The sequence below is a fragment of the Gammaproteobacteria bacterium genome (genome assembly GCA_029882975.1).
Lineage (GTDB): Bacteria > Pseudomonadota > Gammaproteobacteria > SZUA-152 > SZUA-152 > JAJDNG01.
This window is the reverse complement of the sequence record JAOUJW010000047.1, coordinates 9,489-31,493: the sequence shown is the minus strand read 5'-3', so window position 1 is coordinate 31,493 and position 22,005 is coordinate 9,489. Positions and strand designations below refer to the sequence as shown.

The following is a 22,005-nucleotide window of genomic DNA, read 5'->3' as shown; positions in this document are numbered from 1 at the left end:
CATATCGATTCTTTACGAACCGCCGTAAAAAAGGTCAAAACGAAATTACCGTTTCACATCGATGGTTGGGTAGTCTTACCGGATCACATGCATTGTATTTGGACCCTACCTGAAGGCGACCAGGATTTTGCAAGCCGTTGGCGTTTAATTAAAACTCACTTTGCCAAAACCCTACCCAAAATCGAACGACTCAATACCACAAGGCAAACCCGAGGCGAACGCGGAATATGGCAACGTCGTTATTGGGAACATTTCATCCGCGATGACCAGGATTATGAAAAACACATGGATTATTTGCACTACAACCCGGTTAAGCATGGTTATGTGAGTCGCGTGCGCGATTGGCCTCATTCCAGTTTTCATCGTTGCGTGGCGCAAGGGATTTATCCTGTGGATTGGGGTGGTGATGCGGTAGAGGAAATGAGAGTGGGGGAGTTTGTTGATCCTGTGGTCATTTAAATTGGTTTGGGGTAATCTGATGTACTGCTTGGTGGAATACGCTTAGGGCTATTCCACCCTACGGACTTTATGAATAGTGTTGAAATAAATACGTTGATAGAAACTGGCAGACTAATGAAAAAGCAGTTTGTTTACCATATGTTTAAACCACCCGTGATAAACGGGTGGTGCGATAAAATTATATCGACATTATCCATAAGGTAGCCCGGATGCAGCTTGCGGAATCCGGGGTTGAATACCTCAATGGTACGCCGTATTAGTTGTATTCCATAAATTGGCCGCAACCTAAAACCAACAGCTTCCTTTGCTTTGTTGATGGACCACTGCATTCAACCTGGAATCCGACGATGTAACCCCGGATTCCGCAGGGCTGCATTCGGGTTACCTTGCTTACCGTTTCACGTTGATGGCGGGGCGGTACTACCGGACCTTAAGGCTGCACAGGTTTGTGACGACAATGTGCGGCTGGCATATATTCTGCAATTGGATTGGGTTGAATTAACATGTCAACAAAGCCGTATCCACATTTCGCACCCGTTTTCAATAAGATAATAAGGATTCGCTATGCAAACAAAAGCAAGTGTTTTGGTTGTGGTTGCAATGGTGGCTGTTGTGGTTTCTCAATTCGTTATTGCTGTTCCGTGTTACGAGGATTCGCCGCTGGTGGCCGAGGGTCATGATGTATATACCATACAAGATGTTCCGCCCATGACCTCTGAGGAGTATGACGCTATTAAATCCATTCTGGAACGCTCTACCGGCAATTGGTCCGGCGAAATGAGTGAAGATGAATGTCTGGGATCTAAAAATAATCCAAGGGTCAAGAGTAAACGGTTTTCGGTTTCCGGCGAAAGTCATTTTGATGGGGAAAAATTTGAGCTTAAATTGAATTATGCTTCACAAAACAATTCCGATGTGCGCAAGACCATTACCTTTATACTAAAGCCCGATCAGTTCCAGCGAGGAACCGCAGGGCCAAAGGATCTGGCGCAGGTAATGAGTACATCCAAAAATGCTTTTACATTTTACGCAAGAATAATATATGAAGGCAGAGGAACCATGGTTCGTGAATTTGCCGATGTAGTGCATTTAAAAGGGGATCAGTTGGTGCTGCAGACGCATCTCTATGTGGGAGGGGTTTATTCCACTTTGACGAAAATCGTATTGACCCATTAATCGAGAAGTGTCAGGTATCGTAGACCAGTATCTATCAGGTAAGAGTCAGACGGAATAAATCGCTATTCCGTCTGACCGATTAGATGGGTATACAATTAGCGGATCCATAATGTGAAATAATACCGACTTCCTCACCGCCTTGTGTGAAACGCGTACCAGAAAAACTGAAGTCGAATGTCTACTCTTATCCCCATGCGTTTTGATGTATCTGTTATTGTATTGTTGCTAGTCCCGTTGTTGCTAGTCCCGTTGTTGTCTGCCTGTAGTAGTAAGCTATTCGGTTTATATATACGGTCATGAGGATCTCAGGGATCCATTTTCTGCGGAATTTTATTCCAAAAAGGGAAAAGAAACAAAGGTGGTCGTTTCTCCAGTCTCAAATCGAGACAAAGATGCGTTAGAAAACGTTTCTCTGCAATCACTACATATGGTCGGTAGTGTTATGCAAAGTAATGAGCGGTGGGTTTAAATACGCGCAACGGATGGATTGGTTCATCGCCGTAAGGCCGGCGACTATGTTGGTATGAATAACGGTCGAATAACTAAAGTCAGTGAAGAATCTTTGGAGCTATTGGAGCAGTTTTCGAAAAAAACCGGTTGCGTTCGAAAAACAACCGTATTGTCGATTAATTCCAAATCATAACATACAAAAATAGAATTTCTTTTACACGGCGTTCCACTTCCTTAACACCTTCCTCGTAGATGTTCGCGCGCGTCAATATAGGGCGAATTATTCCCCGTTGTAATTCATTGCACCAAATGGTTGCACCTCAAAGGGGTAGCAATTGTTAGGAATGTATTAAATATTTATTAGTAACAATAAGTTACGAGTTGTTTCTGTTATGGCACGCTTGATGCGAATGTAACTGGAAAGAGTAGCAATGTTTCAAGTGTATCGGAGGGGAGAAATGATTTTTAATGTGCGCGGAAAAAAGCAGTTTCATACGGCACTGTTGAGTAGTTTTTTATTGTTAAGCACGTGGACAAGTATAAGTTGCGCGGAAATTGGGGAGCCTGAAAAAGAGGATTTGAAATTCGGTTTTATTAAACTGACCGACATGGCTCCCTTGGCTATAGCCTACGAAAAAGGCTATTTCGAAGATGAAGGCTTATACGTCACTTTGGAAGCGCAGGCAAACTGGAAAGTACTCCTGGATCGCGTTATTGACGGTGAATTGGACGGGGCTCATATGCTGGCCGGACAACCGTTGGGAGCGACCATCGGCTTCGGTACTCAGGCGCATATCGTTACAGCTTTCAGCATGGATTTAAACGGTAACGGAATCACGGTGTCCAATAAAATCTGGGAGCAGATGAAAAAACATGTGCCTCATGAAAACGGTAAACCAGTGCACCCCATTAAAGCAGATTATTTGAAACCGGTGGTGGATCAATACAAGTCGCAAGGTAAACCGTTTAAGCTGGGTATGGTTTTTCCGGTTTCCACTCATAATTATGAACTGCGCTATTGGTTAGCTGCAGGTGGTATTCACCCGGGTTTTTATGCGCCGCACAAAGGCGATACCAGCGGCCAGATTTCTGCCGATACTCTGCTATCCGTAACACCACCACCGCAAATGCCGGCGACGATGGAGTCTGGAACTATTTATGGCTATTGCGTTGGAGAGCCCTGGAACCAACAAGCGGTGTTTAAGGGCATTGGTGTGCCATTGATTACCGATTATGAAATCTGGAAAGACAATCCGGAGAAAGTGTTTGGCGTCAGCAAAAAATGGTCTGATAAGTACCCCAATACGCATATTCGAGTGGTCAAAGCCATGATACGTGCAGCGCAGTGGTTGGATGCCAATAACAACGCGAACCGTCCGGAAGCGGTAAAAATACTGTCCAAGTCGCAGTATGTGGGTGCCGACTACAAAGTTATCGCCAATTCCATGACCGGAACCTTTGAATATGAAAAAGGCGACAAACGAGATGTGCCGGATTTCAACGTCTTTTACCGTTATTTTGCGACTTATCCCTACTACTCGGATGCTATTTGGTATTTGACTCAGATGCGTCGCTGGGGGCAAATATCAGAATACAAACCCGATAGTTGGTATTTGGATGTGGCCAAGCGTGTTTACCGGCCGGACATTTATGCATTGGCGGCTAAAGCACTCATTGCTGACGGTAAAGTAAAAGCAGCTGATTTTCCTGACTTTAAGACCGAAACGGGAATACGCAAACCTCAAACACATTTCATCGATAATGTGGTCTATGACGGTAATCAGCCCAATGCCTATCTGAAAAAATTCAAAATTGGTTTAAAAGAAAAGCAGAAGATATAAATCGTGAATTTCCTAAATGTAGGTAAATAAGGGATAAGTAATGAGTGCAAGAGCCGAAAGTGTATTCGACAATATAAAGCTCTTTAATCTGATCGGTTCGCGACTGAATAAGATTGAATTCAAGAGCTTGGCCAAAACAACGGCTGTAAACCTGGGTGTACCGGTAATGGCTGTTATGGTGTTCTTAATCTTGTGGTCGGGCGTCGCATCGCAGATACAGACTTCACTGGGGGCACTACCGGGGCCCGGTAAAGTATGGGAACAAACCTTGACGCTGCTGGAAGAGCACAAGGCGGAACGGCTTAAAGAGCAGGCATTTATAGAGCGTCAGGAAAAACGCAATGCGGCAAAACTGGAAAAGAACCCCGATGCAGAAGTAAAAATGCGCCCTTATACGGGAAAGCCTACGTTTTTTGATCAGATCATTACCAGCTTGGTGACCGTAGCGGCCGGTTTTTTATTGGCCTCATTAATTGCCATACCGGTAGGTATTGTGTGTGGATTAAGCGCCACCTTGTATACGGCACTTAATCCCTTGATTCAGGTATTTAAACCCGTATCGCCTTTGGCCTGGCTTCCTATTGTCACCATGGTGGTTAGTGCGGTGTACATCAGCGACGATCCCGTGTTTCAAAAATCTTATCTTAACTCCGCGATAACAGTAACCTTGTGCTGTGTCTGGCCCACCATCATCAATACCACTGTAGGTGTGTCTACCCTGGATCAGGATTTAATAAACGTCAGTCGCGTATTACGTCTTAACTGGTTTACAAAAGTGGTAAAGATTGTGTTACCCGCTTCTGTCCCAATGATGTTTGCAGGCTTAAGGGTATCGCTGGGTATTGGTTGGATGGTGTTGATTGCTGCGGAAATGTTGGCTCAAAATCCTGGCTTAGGTAAGTTTGTCTGGGACGAATTTCAAAACGGCAGCTCCAATTCCCTGGCGCGTATTATGGTGGCAGTACTGGCCATCGGTTTAATTGGCTTTTTGCTTGACCGCTTAATGTTGATGCTGCAAAAAGCGGTGAGTTGGGATAAATCTGCAGTCATACGGTAAGGTTGACCAAGTTTGGTGCCTGGCAATGGTCACGCTATTAGGAGATAAAAATGAGCAAGCCACACTTACACATATCCCATGTTTCCATGGAATTCCCCACTCCCAAAGGGTCGTTTAAAGCTTTGGATGCCGTGGATTTAAAAATTGACAAAGGGGAGTTTGTTTCCTTAATCGGGCATTCGGGTTGCGGAAAGTCCACTGTGCTCAACATCGTCGCGGGTTTATATCAAGCGACTGTGGGTGGCATCATACTCAACGGTAGAGAAGTGGATGAACCCGGACCGGACCGCGCCGTGGTGTTCCAGAACCATTCCTTGTTGCCCTGGCTGAGTGCCTATGAGAATGTAGAATTGGCGGTGAAGCAGGTATTCAAAAATAGGAAAACCAAGGAAGAAATAAAGCAGTGGGTGGAGCACAACCTGGAGCTGGTGCATATGGAACATGCGATGCACAAGCGTCCTTCAGAAATATCCGGTGGTATGAAACAGCGTGTGGGTATCGCCAGGGCTTTGGCTATGGAACCGGAAGTGTTGTTAATGGACGAACCCTTTGGTGCGCTGGATGCGCTAACACGGGCCCACATGCAGGATTCACTCATAGAAATTCAATCCCGTTTGCAGAACACTGTAATTATGATAACTCATGATGTGGATGAAGCGGTATTATTGTCTGATCGTATCGTCATGATGACCAACGGGCCGGCGGCTACGGTCGGTGAAGTATTATCCATCGATCTGCCTAAGCCCAGAGATCGTGTTGGCTTGGCCAACGATGTTCAATACAATACCTACCGGTCAGCGGTGTTGAAGTTCTTATATGAACGGCAACGCAAGCCCGAAGAGGCTGCATGAAGAGAGCGGCCTATGTTGTTTGTGTGATTGGAGTTTCTGCCAACTAATTCTTGATGTCTAAAATGTCTATTCAATCTCAAGCCATAAAAACCACCTGTCCCTATTGTGGGGTAGGTTGTGGTGTTGTCATAACACCAGATGACAATGGCGAATTCCGCGTTAAGGGCGATCCTGCTCACCCGGCCAATCGCGGGTTGCTGTGCTCCAAGGGCAGCGCTTTAGCTGAAACCTTGAGTTTGGACGGAAGGTTGCTGTATCCGCAGATCAAAGGGAATACCGTTGCCTGGGACGACGCCATCGCCGCAGTAGCGTCAGGCCTGAAGCAAACCATAGAAAGCCACGGCCCGGATTCTGTCGCCTTTTATGTTTCCGGGCAATTACTGACAGAAGATTACTACGTTGCCAACAAACTCATGAAAGGGTTCATTGGTAGCGCCAATATCGACACCAACTCACGGCTTTGTATGTCCTCAGCCGTAGCGGGTCACAAACGCGCATTTGGCAGTGATACGGTGCCCGGATGCTATGAAGATTTGGAACTGGCCGATTTATTGGTTCTGGTAGGCTCCAACACCGCATGGTGTCACCCTGTTATCTACCAGCGCATTGTAACAGCGAGAAAGCAGAACCCCAATCAGGTATTGGTGGTGATAGACCCCAGGCGTACAGCAACCAGCCAAAGCTGCGATTTACATTTGGCCTTGCAGTCAGGTACGGATCAGGTCTTGTTTAACGGCTTGTTCAAGTTTCTTTACGATACGGGGATGATGCACCATCAGTTTGTGGAAAACCATACTCAGGGTTTTTCCGAGATTATCAATACCAATCTTCCTGACGTTCCAACCGTGGCGCAGGAGTGCGGTTTATCCGTAACAGAGGTGTTGAAATTTTACAGTCTGTTTGCGCAACACGACTCGACGGTGACCCTATTTTCTCAAGGGATCAATCAATGGTCTTACGGCACTGACCGGGTTAACGCAATTATCAATGTGCACCTGCTTACCGGACGAATGGGTAAGCCGGGATCTGCTCCTTTTTCCATTACCGGACAACCTAATGCTATGGGGGGGAGGGAAGTAGGTGGTTTGGCCAACCAACTGGCGGCGCATATGGACTTCAACACTCCAGAGCATTGGGGCTATATACAAAAGTTTTGGCAGACGGATTCCTTGGCGAAAACAGAGGGGCTAAAAGCGGTTGATATGTTTCGTGAGATCCATTCGGGAAAAATCAAAGCCGTATGGATTATGGCAACCAATCCCGCCGTTTCTTTACCCGATTCAACCGCCGTTCGCCAGGCGTTAAGCCGGTGTGAGTTGGTGATTGTGTCAGACTGCGTGCAAGAAACAGATACCACCCGCTATGCGCATATACTTTTACCGGCGCAAACCTGGGGTGAACGCAATGGTACTGTGACTAATTCCGAACGGTGTATTTCCAGGCAAAGACCGTTCTTGGCAGGTGCCGGAGAGGCCAAGCCGGATTGGTGGATCATTAGTCAGGTGGGGCGGAAAATGGGATTTCCAAACGCATTTAAGTATGAGTCGGCCCATGAAATATTTAATGAACATGCGACTTTGTCAGGGTTACACAACACCGGTTTGGAAGCACATCGCGACTTTGACATTAGTGGTTTAATGGATTTGAGCGTACAACAGTATGATGAATTAGCACCGTTACAATGGCCGGTGAAGCGAGATCTTAACAGTGGTTTGCCGCTAGCTACAAAAAGAATGTTTACGGACGGGCGTTTTTTTACCGCAAATGGCAAAGCCCGCTTTGTGCACGTGGGAGCACACAAGCCGGTAGTGGTCACATCCATTGAATATCCGTATACCTTAAATACGGGACGGATACGGGACCAGTGGCACACGATGACGCGAACTTCGAAGTCACCCAGACTTCTGCTGCATATTAACGAACCGTTTGTGGAAATAAACCCCCATGACGCATCCGACATCGGTGTATTGGACAATCAACTGGTAACACTGCAAAGTGTAAAGGCCTCTATAACGTTACGTGCCCGGCTTGAGGACAATCAGCAGCGTGGAACTGTGTTTATGCCCATTCATTGGAACGACCGGTTCTCTGCTAACGCCGTAGCCTGTCGGCTTATTGAAGCCCATGCTGATCCTGTTTCCGGCCAACCGGAATTTAAATCAACCCCCGTTAAGTTAAAGCCGTTTCAAGCAACATGGTATGGTTTTGTTCTGTCGAAACGTGAACTTGCTATTGAGGAATTTGATTATTGGGCTCAGATCAACTGCTCTGGTGTCATACGGTACGAGCTGGCTGGATTAAACCCGGTCGCTGATTGGAGTCGTGTGGCTCGGAAATTATTGTGTACGGATTCGCATGTGCCCGAGTGGATTGAATACTTTGATTTAGCAAAAATTTGCTATCGTGCCGCGCGCATTGACGTGGGGCGATTGGATAGTTGTTTGTTCGTTACGCCGGAGCACCGATTACCCGATAAAAACTGGTTAATGCAATTATTCGATCATCCGCTGCAAAAAAGCGACAGAAAAAACATCCTGGCGGCAAAATCCTCAAATGCCGTGGATCAAGGACCGGTGATTTGTTCTTGTTTCAATGTGGGGCTTAATCCAATTAATGCCTTGATAGAAAACCAGAATTTACAATGTGTGGAACAAATTGGTGAAGTTTTGAAAGCCGGTACAAATTGTGGGTCATGTAAACCGGAGCTACAAAAACTATTGGCAAAACGTTCGGAAACCCTTACTAAAATATCCTCCTGATTTTTCGCATTTCTAAATCTTTAGACTAAGAAATTCACAAAATTATCAGAGTTCTACGTAGTCCTCAAAACCGTAAATATCAATCAATAACCATAATGTTTAAACCCTTTCCGGACGTTATACACAATGGGTGTTTTGTGCGGCAGGTGGTGTAAATAGCCTTGACAAGCGCGGGGATATGACTCCGTGAAAAACTTGGCAGAAATCCAATTACTTCCTGTTAATCAAATAGATGGCCTATGCAAATGGTGGGATTGCGGTGGTGTTTTAGTTCTCGCCAAATCAACGAGTCCAAGATGTACGTGACCTGAAAATAGTTGTAATTGAGATAACGAACGTAAAGGAATGGTTTTGAAATTGTGTACTTTGGCGAACAGGTCAGGGATACGCTTATGCTCAAAATGGGTAGGGTCGGCTTGTTCTTCAAAAAAATATAGTAAGCCCGGAAATTCACCAACACTAACTGGCATTCGATCGTGCAGGAGCTCTGTGTGATCAGGATGTTATTGTTATTCAAAGGAATTTATTCGTCAGGCTTGCGCCAATTTAAAGCGTTCTTGGTTTTGGCTTTACTGGGCATATCAGGTACTGCCCAGGCGGGTTTGTTTTGTTCCGATTTTCCCCAGGCATCCACCTGGACCGTTGACAAACCGGTTCATCTGGTGGATGGCAGTGATCCCTTATTGGTGGGATTAACTCAGATCACCATCGATACCCATTGTAACTTTCAGAATTTTGTATCGCCCAACGATCTTGACGTTACCATCAATTTCCAAACCAACGATCCGTCGGTTTATCTGATCACGTTTGACAACGTCTCTTTTACCGGAAACATGTCCTGTTCCAATATCCCGCACAAAATCTGGTTTGTTAACGGATCGGACACCGGTTCCAATAAAAGCTGCCAGGATCTTCTGATTCCCGTAGAAACCATCGATAAGCAGAATCCACCGCGGACATCGGTGGGTATTGGTGAACAGTTTACCTATACCCTTACATTGCCTTCTATGCAGGTACCGGCAGGTGATCCCTCACCCAACGAGCTGTTTAATGTGGTTCTAGGTGACGTACTGACTGCTGCTGCGACTGGCGCCGAGTTAACGATGGTGAGTTATTCGGGTACCTATGTATCGGTTAATGTTGCGTCCACGGTCGCGGTAGGCGATCCGGCGCCTTTGGTACCGGCAACCGACCCCCTGGCCACCAATCTGTGTGGCACCCATACCAATAAGAATCTGTGTTTCGATCCCTTCCACATGTTGCCGGGCGAACAAATTCGCTTGGATATTACGGTGGTGGTGGATGATGTTCCCGGTAACACCGACGGTACGGTCTTTGTGAACACGGCCAAGTGGTGGTTTGGCCGTGAAATCGATATTGACGAAGACGGTACCATTACACCGGAGGAGACCTTTACTCCCTTGCCGGGTGAGTCCGGCGTTACTCCGCCCATGACCATCAGTGCGCCCAATCTGATTGTGACCAAGTCCAGTGATACCACGGCCATTAGTTTAGACATAGCGAACTTCACTATTGATGTGCAAAATACGGGAGGGGGCAGCGCCTGGTACGCTGTTATTGAAGATATACTGCCGGATTCCACCACCCCACTGGCCGGCACCTGTCCGGACCCTGGTATTTACGATCTGGTGGCTACTGTATCTGCCGGTATATACGCAGCGGATGGCACTACGGGTGCGCCGGGCTTATTAGCAGCGGGTAGTGATTACGCCATCACATATGACCAAGCGACTTGCCGACTCACCTTTGAAATGCTCACTGCCACTGCGGTCATCGAGCCCACCGAGCGTTTGATTATCCGCTACGCCGTGCAATTGGATGACGGGCCCGCCACGCAGGATGCATTCGATCTGACTAACGTTGCCGGTGCCACCCATTGGGAAAGTGGCGACGGCAGCTTTGCAACCAAAACCTATACCCGGACCCTCACCGACGGCACGCCGGGTGTTTCGGATCATCAGGATGCTTACACGGTAACAACGGCGCTTACCGGTTACTTTTTTCAGAAAACCGTGGTGAACCTGACCAGCGGCGACGGTCCTGGTATCGGGCTCAGTGCCGTACCCGGTGATCAGTTACAGTATCGACTGCGCGTGTTCAATCTCAGTGAAGCGGTCAATGGGGTAACGATTACCGACATCGTAGATCCGGCCTACTTCAACCTGGCGTCATTTAGTATGGTTTCCTACACTACCGGCATTGGCGCCACTTATACCTGGAATGCCTTCACCGGGGAATTGAACATCGTCCCCAGCGGTGCTTCCTTAGATCTGGTACCGCCGACGCAATTGGAAGTGGTTTTCAACATAAATCTACGTTCCGATCTCAGCAACGGTGCGGTGATACCCAATCAAGCCACACTGACCGCTAACGGCGGTGCCTTGGTGGTAACAAGCGATGATCCGTATGATTCACTGGGTAACGGCATTGCCGCCCCCGGCACGCCCGGTGATGTCACCAATGTCACCATCCAAACACCGCTGCCCGCCACCAAGACGGCAAGTGTCACCTCGGCCACTATTGGCGAGCAATACACCTATACCATCAGAATTGATGCACCGGCAGATATGCCCATCTATGATGTGCGCATCATTGATGATCTATCGGCCACTGCAGGAATGAGTTTTGTCAGTGCCAGTGTCGTTTCCGGTGGTGCCTGGACCTTAACCAACACGGGTACCGCTACGTCCGTAGTATTGGAGGACACCGGGGTAGGCATTGATATACCGGGCGGTGGTTGGATTGAAATTCTGCTTACCGTGCAACTGAGTAATACGGTTGTTAACCAGGCGGGTTTGAGCTTTGTCAACAGCCTTTACTACACCTATAACCGTGCCAATGGGGATTTCGCCACCTCAACGGCATTACCGCTTTCAAATTCCGGTGCTATTACCGTATTGGAACCCAATATCAGTACGTTCAGTAAAATTGTGGACAACAGCGCGCCCACCGCCGGGGAAGTGATTCGTTATACCGTGTCACTTACTGCAGAGAATACCGCCACCAGTTCCGATGTGTTTGACGTGACCCTGATTGACACACTGGGGCTGGGTTTGGAGTATGCCGGCAATCCGGTGGTAACCGGGGCCGGCAATACTATTGGCGCGCCGGACATTAATCTGGATGGTGACGGTATTACTATCCCGTATGTGTTGCAGTGGGGCCTGAACGGTAATGAAGTATCCGATATCGATATACCTGCAGGCACCACTATAACCATTTCCTATGATGTGCGTGTGCTGGATTCGGTGTTGGCGGGTGCATCCCTGAGTAACAGTGCAGTCGCACAATGGACCGGTACAGATGGGATCAATGGAGCGGAGCGCAATGGATCCGATGGCGCCGGTGGTGTGCTTAATGATTATGCCACCGCACCGGCAGTGGTGACTGTCACTACGCCCAATCTCAATGCCACCATCACCAAAGTACACAGTACCGATACGTTCGTGGGTACCGATACCGACGTTCGTATCGGTGATTTGGTGGATTACACCCTGACGATCAATATTCCTGAGGGTACTTTGGGCAATGTGCAATTGGTGGATACTTTGCCGCAAGGCTTACAGTTTGACAGCATCGTTAGTATTAATGGCATCACCACAGATCCGTATACACCGGTGGCGCCATTCAGTCATACGAACATAACCGCTGCTGATATTGTAGCAACCGGTGACGCCACCACGGGTGCCACCACCGTGACTTGGACGCTGGGTAATGTGAGCAATACGCCCAATGACAGCATTGCCGATGATTTTATCATTGTCTATCGAGCCCGTGTGCTGAACAATGTGTTCGCCGTCGTCGACTTGACCACATCACTCAATAACCAAGTCAGCCTGAGTTATGATACCGCCGCCGGAACCACCACCGTATCGGATCTGGATACCACCATTACTGCGTTACAGCCTTCACTTGCGGTGACGAAAACGGCGTCTCCAGCCGGTGGAGACACCGTCATTGTGGCCGGTGAAGTGGTAACTTATACGGTGGATATCCTCAACAGTGGCACGGCGCCGGCTTATGATATTGTGTTGCAGGACACCATCCCGGCAGGTTTGCGAACGGCCGGTATTACCCCTGTCACCACCACACTGGGGGGTGTCGGCGTGGCCAATCTAACGCCGGTATATGATCCCGTGAGCGGTTTGGCAACCTGGAATTTCGATACCGGTGTCGCCGACGCCTACACGCTGGCCCCCGGCCAAACCTTAAGCATTCAATATAGCGTTCAAACCGACGCCGCTATTGCTCAGGGTTTGGTGCTGACGAATGCCGCGCAGGTGACCACGTATTACTCCTTTGATGATGACGCCATACCATCAGGCACTGTCGTAGGTTCTCGTCAAATCTATCCTGCAACCAATATCGCCACCAGTACGGTTTACACCGGGTCACTTCCGGTGAAAGCTTTGATGTCAGCGGCACAGGCAACTATTGGTGATGAAGTCCTCTATCAAATAACTGTACCCGGTACCGTAAGCGCCGGTGATCTGCATGATGTTCAAGTGACAGATGTGTTGGACGCCAATCTGGAATTTGTCAGTGCTGTTATCAGTGGCGGCGGTGTGGGGGCGGTGGATACCAGTACAGCCACACAATTGAATATCGCCTTTAGCCAAATACCGGCGGGACAACAGGCAGTGATTCAACTGCGAGCACGAGTGCGTAATGTAGCCACGGCGCAGCAGGGCGTGCTCATTAACAACACGGTATCTTACACCTTTGCGTTCTCACCGGGTGGTACCACTCAAGCGCCGCTGGCCAGTACCGATGTAGTTACGGTCACGGTGACTGAGCCCAATCTGGCCATTACCAAAACCGTTGCTGCAGTAACCCCGGCACCGGTGACCGGTGGCGATATCATGGAATACACCATATCCATGAACAACAGCGGCAGTAGTACTGCTTTCGATGTGACAATAGTAGATACGCTGCCCGCCGGTTTGAGTTTCGATATGACCTTCCTGCCCACGGCCACTATCAGTGGTGTGCCGGTATTTGGTTTTGTGTCCTTACCGCTGGGGACTCCGGCCGGGCCTTTGATTTGGGGACTGGGGCGTGGTGATCCCAGTCTGGACATTCCCGCCGGAAGCACTCTGGTGTTGACATACCGGGTATTAATAGACTCAGCGGCCGAAGCCAATAGTACCTACACCAATAGCGTATTGGTTGATTTTGGTTCGCAGAACGGTGCCAGCCTGAATGAACGAACCGGTGCCGGTTGTCCTGCCGTTACCGCGCCCAATGACTATTGCAGCGGTCCTGCCACGGTTGATGTCACTATTGATGACACCAATAGTCTGGTCAAATCCATTATTGATGACAGCTATGCGCCGGCAGATGCCAATGTACGGGTAGGGGATACGGTTACCTACCGTTTGGCGCTTAATTTCCAGGAAGGTTTTACCGGCAATGTCACCGTTAGCGATGTGTTACCGGCAGGGTTGTCCTTCGACGGTATAGTCAGCATTAACGGTGACAGCACCGCGGATTATACCGCACCCTTGGTGGGAGCGGGCAGTAACTTCAGCTATACGGCGATTGCTGCCGGATCACTGCCGACGCCGGGCCAAACAGGTACACTGACATTCACAATCGGTGATGTGACCAACAATCCTCTCGGCGATCCCAGTATTGATACCCTGTATATCGACTATCGTGCACGGGTGTTGGAAAACACTCTGGCGCAAGTTGCGTCTACCGTCTTGAACAATACAGCCACTTTGCAATATGTGGATGGAAATGGGGTTACGGTGGTGGATCCGCTACGGCTGCAAAGCAGTGCCGCCTTGACGGTGTGGCAACCCGTTCTGACGGTGCCCACCAAAACCGATGCCGTGTTCACCAGTACCGCCGGCGTCAATATTGCCACCGATGTTATGCAGTTTACTCTGGAATCCTGTAATACCACCGGATTGGCTCCTGCCTACAATGTACGTATCACCGATAGCCTGGATTCGGAGCTGGATGAAACCAGTATCAGCGGCCTCAGCGTGACCATTAACGGAGCTGCCGCCAGTCCTGCCGTGGACTATCTGTATACGCCACCGGCAGTGCGCGGTGGCAGCATGATTTTTGATGTGATCGCTCCGGTCAATCCGGCGCAGTGCGTTACCGTCAGCTATAACATCGGCTTCCATAACGATATCCCGCCTAATCAGTTGTGGTATAACACCGTTGTTGTGAATGAATACTGGTCGTTGCCGGCTCAAAGCGGGCAAACATATGCAGCCTTGGGGCCCACCCAGTTCTCCATGACCAACAACACGGTAATTAATCCACCACTCAAAACTATGGTTAGTCCTGTGAGCGGGGAAGCCACCGTCGGCGAAGAAGTGGTGTATCACATCACCGTACCGGGTAACGTACCGAACTCTGCCTTGTATGATGTAGTGATTAACGATACATTACACGCCGCCTATGAATTGCTCAGTGTCACTGACATCAGCGCTAACGGTTTTGCAATGACGGACAACAGTGTTGGCAATAATGTCAGCTTGAGCATAAGCCAAATTCCCGCCGGGCAGCAGGCGCTGATCGAATTACGTGTGCGTGTGGCCAACAATGCCTCTGCCAATGCCGGTACAGTCATTGCTAACATCGCCGGTTTTACCTATGCGGCTACCCCCGGAGGCGCGGCTATCAATGTAGGTACCGCCACGGCAGCGAACCTGACCCTCATTGAACCTTCATTGGCATTGAATAAGACAGTGAGTAATATCAGTAATCCGGGCAATCCACCCAATGCGGGGGATATCTTGCGTTACTCCGTGACCCTCACTGCGGCAGGTACCGGGGTAGGGGATAATTTCTCTAATGCCTTCGATGTCAGTCTGGATGATAATTTGAGTCTGGGGTTGGCCTACCAAAACGGCAGCTCTACGGTCGATGGCGGCAATACGATTACTGATCCTGCCGTCAGCGGAGATGGTATTGCTACGGCACAAAATTTGGTGTGGCAGTTGGCCGATGCCACAGCGGATATTGATGTGGCGGAAGGCAGCACCGTTACAGTAACTTATGATGTGTTAGTACTGGATACAGTGTTGGCCAACCAGTCCTTAAGCAACAGTGTTTCTACTCAGTGGACCGGTTTGCAGGGCGTGGATGCCAATGAGCGTAGCGGTAGCGGCACGCCGGTGGAAAACGACTATTTCAGTGGTCCTGTGGTCGTGACCGTGGTAACCCCCGATCCCACCACCTTCATTAAAACCCGCCTCAGCGATACCTGGGGCGCTGCGGATACTAATGTGCGCGTGGGTGATATCGTGGAATACGAACTGCGTATTGGTTTGCAGGAAGGCCTAAACTCTGCTTTGGTGGTGACTGACACCTTGCCATTGGGGCTGGCTTTTGAAGGCGTGGTTCATATCAATGGCGACAATGCGGCACCTTACAGTTCGGTAGCACCGTTTAGTCACAGCGATATTTCAGTGGTGACGGCTCCTGGTACGGTCACCTTTGCTCTGGGTGACGTGACCAATGTGGGCGACAACAATGCCGCCAACGATGAATTTGTGATTGTGTACTATGCCCGCGTACTGGACAATACTCTGGCGCAGGTGAACAGTTTGGCGCTCAACAACAATGCGCAGTTGGATTACACCACCGCTACCGGTGCAGCCACGTTAACGGCTTCCAGCAGTGTGACCTTGCTACAGCCTAATCTCAGTGTGACCAAAACCGCAGTCACCACCGGTGGCGATAGCATCATTGACGCCGGTGAACTGGTTACTTATACGGTCAACGTAAGTAACAGCGGCGCTGCACCGGCTTATGATCTGGTGGTACAGGATGTGATTCCCGTAGGTATGCGCAATGGCGCAGCTACGATTACCATGGTGAGCATAACCATTGGCGGGACTCCGGTTGCCAATCTCAACCCCGTTTATGATGCGGCGACCGGACTTGCCATCTGGAACTTGGATAGCGGTGTCGCTGATGCCTACACTATCGATGCAGGACAAACTCTGAGCCTTGTCTATCAAGCGCAGGCCGACGCGGATCTGGGTGCCGGATTGATACTGGATAATGCCGCTGTGGGTACGGTGTACTATTCCTTTGACGATGAGGCAGTGCCCGTATCCGGTAGTGTGACCGGGGTACGCCAGGACTATGGTCCTACGAATACCGCCGTTTATAGCTTAACTTCACCGACTGTGGGAGCTTTAGCCAAAGCCAACCCGGCGGTTTTAAGCGTCTCCGTAGGCGACACCTTTAGCTATCGGATTACTGTACCGGTTACACCGGTACCGGTTGCTTTGCACGATGTGCGTATTTTGGATGATCTCACGGCCTCGGCGGCAGACTTAAGTTTTGTGAGCGTCACCAAAGTGAGCGGTTCCCAGCCCTGGACGCCGGTGAATACAGGGACGGTTACAAACCTGGTGATAGAGGATACCACTGTAGGTATCGATATCCCGGCCGGGGAACAGGTGGTTATTGATATCACTGTGCAGGTGGATGACACGGCTACTAATGTCAGCGGTTTATTGTTCAGCAACACGGCTGACTATACCTACAATCAACTCAGCAACGATTCGGCCACGCAGCAAAACGGATTACCCGATACAACAGCTGATATGACTATTGTCGGTCCAGACAACTTGACCCTGGAGAAATCCGGTCCCGCCACTATGCGCGTGGGCGTGCCTTCAACATTTACACTCAGTGTGCATAATACCGGTACAGCACCGGCCTACGATGTGACCATTACGGATCTTCTGCCCAACCCGGTCAATGGCGGTACCTGCGATGTGGCGCCCACTAACGTGACGGCGCAGCTTACACTGGCAGATGGTGTGACACCTGTGGGCGCGGCTTTGGTGCAGAATACGGATTTTAGCGTCGGTTTTGCCGCCGGATCACCCAATTGTACTTTTACGGTAACCCTGTTAAGCGCCGCTGCGGCCATTCCCGCGGACAACCGCTTAATCGTCAATTACGATGTAGTGCTGGACAGCGGCACGGTGAACAATATCACGCTGACCAATATTGCCGGCGCCACCGAATGGTTCAGTGGCGACACAGCCGGTGCCGGTGCAACCGGGTCCATTCGTACCTATACCCGTGTCATCAGCGACGGCACCGTGGGCACTCTTGATCATGAAGACGCGCACAGTATATTGACAGAGTCGCCGATTATTCTGTTTCAGAAAACGGTCATCAATACCACCACAGGACTGGATCCGGGAGCCAGCGCCTCTCCCGGTGACGTATTGCACTACAAAATCACGGCCACCAATGTGAGTCCGGTGGATCTGCCTGACTTCAGTATTGTTGATGATCTGGATGCACTCAACACTCCAGCCTTGTTTGTGCCCGGTAGTCTTAATCTGTTTCCGGTACCGGTTGGCGCTGACAGCAGCAACACTAATCCCAACGGTGGTGTCAACGGTACCGGCTTAGTGGATGTACGCAATCTGTCATTGAGCGCAGCAGGTGGCGGCAATGATGTGGTAGTTATAGAGTTTGAAGTTACCCTGGCATCTGTCATAAACAGCGGTACACTGGTACAGAATCAGGCTTTCTTGCAGATTCAAAATCTCACACCCTTGCCCAGTGATGATCCCAATATAAACGGTGCTGATGATCCCAATACAATTGGTGACGAAGACACCACCCAAACGTTGATTGTCGCTGCGCCGTTGTTCCAGGTTGAAAAAGTATCGGATGACATCACCGGTTCTGCCACTCAATTACTACCGGGCGATACCTTACGTTACACCATTACCGTGAAAAACATCGGTAATGAGGATGCGGTTAATGCCTTGATTCGGGATACCATTCCGGGAAATACGACATATGTTGCCGGAACGACCACTTTGAACGGAGTGGCGGTGGCAGATCCAGCCGCGGGTGTGTCTGCTCTGGAAACCGGCATGTTGGTGAACGCACCGGAGAATACCACGGCGGGGTACATGCGTGCCGATGCGACAGCGACTATGGCAAATGTAGCCACCATTAGCTTCGATGTAACCATCAATGCCGGAGTCATCAACGGAACAATTATTTCCAACCAAGGCTTCGTGAACGCCGATGGCGCTGGGACCAGTGGACCGATTCCACAGCAGCCGTCCGACGATCCCAACACCGCGACCTTAGACGACCCCACCTTGGACATCGTCGGTGATCTGCCTTTGGTGGACGCAGTGAAAACGGTGGCCTTAGTCGTGGACAACATCCCACTGGGTTCTGTGGGTCCGGGAGACGTGTTGCGCTACACCATCAGCGTTACCAATTACGGGGCGCAAGCGGCCACCGGAGTTGTGTTAACCGATGCCGTACCGGCCAATACTACTTATTTTGCCGATTCTGTGTTCCTGAACGGTTTGCCGGTAGGGCAGCCGGATGCAGGCATATCTCCCTTGATTGCAGGTATTCCCATCAGTTCCGCTGATCTGACACCGCCGCTGCCTGCGGTAGGGTATTTAACACCCGGTGCCACCGCTACCGTTACTTTTGATGTCACAGTGAATGCAGGCACGGCAGCGGGAACCATTATCAGTAACCAAGGTTTTGTCTCCAACAACGAATTACCCACAGAGCCTACTGATGCGGACGGCTTGGATTCCAATGGTGATCAACCCACTTTAATTGCCGTGGGTAGTGGACAGCAGTTGTCTATCAGTAAATCGGTGTCTGTCGTGGGTGGCGGTGCTGCTATTCCCGGTGCGCAGTTGGAATATGTGGTTCGAGTTACCAATGTGGGCACAACGGATGCTTATGATGTCTTCCTCAGTGACAATCTGGATAATCCCATTCCGGGCCAAATGACCTATGTGGCCGGATCAGGCACCCTAAATGGACTGAGTACCGGTGTTGATGCCACGGCCCTACCGCTTATCAGCGCCGATTACTTCGGCACCTATGGTGTATTGCCGGCGGGACAAATTGCCGAGTTGCGTTTTAGAGTCCTGCTGGATTCGGGTTTAACCATCGGACAGACCATCACCAATGTTGCGTTGGTGGAATGGAACGGTGCGACTCAGTCGGCTTCTGCCAGTGTTTCCATAGACGTGGGGGCCATTCCAGGTGTCGCTAACCTTAACGGTCGAGTCTGGCATGATGCCGACTTTGACGATAGCTATGGCGGCAGTGAACGGTCACTGGCCGGTTGGGATGTACAAATCTACCTTAACGGTAATTTGCTGGATACGGTACAAACCGATGCCAATGGGGTGTATCAAATAAACGGTTTGGCACCGACCTATCTGGACGCTCAGCATTACGAACTGCGTTTCCTTGCTCCGGGAGCTGCTGCCAATACCGCTAAACTGGGCATGGCCAGTTCGATACACAGCAACGATCTGCAACGTATATTTAATATCATCACGTATCCGGGCACCAATCAGCTGGATCTGAATTTACCTATAGACCCCAATGGTGTGATTTACGATTCCGTGGTGCGCGTACCCATTGTAGGTGCCACCGTTACTATGTTGGATAGTACCGGTACGGCCCTGCCATCCAGTTGTTTCGATGATCCGGCGCAACAAAATCAGGTGACGCCGGCGGATGGATTTTATAAATTCGATTTAAACTTCAGCCAGGGTGCCTGTGTCAACGGCAGCGACTATCGAATCCAAGTGACCCCACCGGCTAACGGATTTACACCGGGTGAGTCAGTGGTGATTCCTGCGCAAAGCAATGGAACAACACCCCCGTTCTCCGTGCCGGCTTGCTTGGGTAGCGCCAATGACACCATCGGTGCCACGGCCAACTATTGCGAGGCCTATACCTCTGAATATCAACCACCGGTTTCCGTAGCGGCTCAAACGGCGGGTACCAACTACTATCTGAATTTGACCCTGGATAACACAACACCGCCGGGTACCAGTCAGTTGTTTAATAACCATATCCCCATTGATCCGGAGTTGGGTCAGGCTTTGACCATTAGTAAAGTGGCCAATAAATTGAACATCAGCCGCGGTGATCTGGTTCCTTATGTGATTACGGTGGAAAATACCCTGCCAGTGGCGTTGACCGGAATTATCATTTACGACAATATCCCCGGCGGATTTAAGTATATCCCTGGCTCAGCACGGGTTAACGGACAGCGCATAGAGCCCGGCATCAACGGCCGGCAACTGAGTTGGAACATCGGCACCATTGCCATTAACAGCAAGTACACCATCCAACTATTGTTGGCAGCCGGCGGTGCGCTGACTGAAGGCACGTATGTTAACCGGGCGCAGGTGTACAGCAGTCTCACTGCCACCTTTGTGTCTGAGGAAGCCACAGCCACGGTTCGAGTCGTACCCGACCCCACCATGGATTGTTCCGATATCGTAGGTAAGGTGTTTGATGACACCAATCTCAACGGGGCTCAGGACGAAGGGGAGGCTGGATTGCCGGGCGTGCGTTTGGTTACGGCTCGCGGACTCTTGGTCACTACCGATGCCCATGGGCGTTTCCATCTAACCTGTGCTTTAGTCCCCAATGAGCAGAGAGGAAGTAACTTTATCCTGAAACTGGACGATCGCAGCCTGCCCAGCGGTTTTCGTGTGACTACAGAGAATCCTCGGGTGGAACGTGTTACCCGCGGTAAGTTACGCAGTTTCAACTTCGGCGCCACCATCCATCGCGTGGTCGCCTTGGATGTGGGTGACGGTGCATTCGAGGAAGGCAGCACTGAAGTGCGGCCGCAATGGCAACCTCGCTTGGGTGTATTAATTGAAGCCCTACGTCAAGGTCCATCCATATTGCGTTTAACGTATTTAGCCGATGTGGAAAGCCCTGGTTTGGTTGACGCACGATTGAGTGCCTTGAAACGCCACATTCGAGACCATTGGCTCAAGGTCAACAGTTACCAATTGACCATAGAAAACGAAGTGTTCTGGCGCCGCGGCGGACCGGCAAGCGGTGTGGATTGACGTCCTCTTGACCCGTAGGGTGGATTAGCCTGCGTAATCCACCAAGCAGAGGTGCTAATACCGGTAAAATTGTTTTCATGTGAAATGCTGTTTATTGCTCATAGTTACCCTTGTGCAAACATCAAACCTGTTCGGCGGATTACGTAAACTAATCCGCCCTACGGTCCGTGCGCAATCCACCTTAAATCCTCTTGACCCGTAGGGTGGATTAGCCTGCGTAATCCACCAGGCAGTGGCGCGAATACCGGTAAAATTGTTTTCATGTGAAATGCTGTTTATTGCTCATAGTTACCCTGTGCAAACATCAAATCTGTTTGGCGGATTACGTAAACTAATCCGCCCTACGGTCCGTGCGCAATCCACCTTAAATCCTCTTGACCCGTAGGGTGGATTAGCCTGCGTAATCCACCAAGCAGAGGTGCTAATACCGGGTTGATTGTTGCCGCGAGATCGGTTGTTTATTGCTCGTGGGGGAAATAATTGCGGGCACAAAAAAAGGACCCGTTGGAGGTCCTT

At 49.9% G+C, this 22,005-nt stretch carries 7 protein-coding genes; all 7 read left to right on the top strand.

Features of this window, described 5'->3' with window-relative positions:
- The coding region (locus tag OEY58_21875) for a transposase (protein MDH5328104.1) at positions 1–459 on the top strand (459 nt) is incomplete at its 5' end.
- A 564-nt stretch (positions 460–1,023) separates the two neighbouring features.
- The gene (locus tag OEY58_21870; protein MDH5328103.1) at positions 1,024–1,635 is read left to right on the top strand and encodes a hypothetical protein; all 612 of its coding nucleotides are present in this window, start codon (positions 1,024–1,026) and stop codon (positions 1,633–1,635) included.
- 908 nt (positions 1,636–2,543) lie between these two features.
- Positions 2,544–3,926 (top strand): ABC transporter substrate-binding protein, encoded by a 1,383-nt coding sequence (locus OEY58_21865; protein ID MDH5328102.1) that lies wholly within the window; start codon positions 2,544–2,546, stop codon positions 3,924–3,926.
- Between the two features lie 40 nt (positions 3,927–3,966).
- Positions 3,967–4,983 carry an ABC transporter permease gene (locus OEY58_21860; GenBank protein MDH5328101.1) on the top strand — a complete coding sequence of 339 codons (1,017 nt, stop codon included), beginning with the start codon at positions 3,967–3,969 and terminating at the stop codon, positions 4,981–4,983.
- Between the two features lie 50 nt (positions 4,984–5,033).
- Positions 5,034–5,834, top strand: a complete 801-nt coding sequence (locus tag OEY58_21855; GenBank protein MDH5328100.1) for an ABC transporter ATP-binding protein — start codon at positions 5,034–5,036, stop codon at positions 5,832–5,834.
- A 62-nt stretch (positions 5,835–5,896) separates the two neighbouring features.
- Positions 5,897–8,593 (top strand): molybdopterin-dependent oxidoreductase, encoded by a 2,697-nt coding sequence (locus tag OEY58_21850; GenBank protein ID MDH5328099.1) that lies wholly within the window; start codon positions 5,897–5,899, stop codon positions 8,591–8,593.
- Positions 8,594–9,093: 500 nt separating this feature from the next.
- A complete protein-coding gene (locus OEY58_21845; protein ID MDH5328098.1) occupies positions 9,094–21,489 on the top strand; it encodes an isopeptide-forming domain-containing fimbrial protein in 12,396 nt (4,131 codons plus the stop codon).
- Positions 21,490–22,005: the final 516 nt, after the last annotated feature.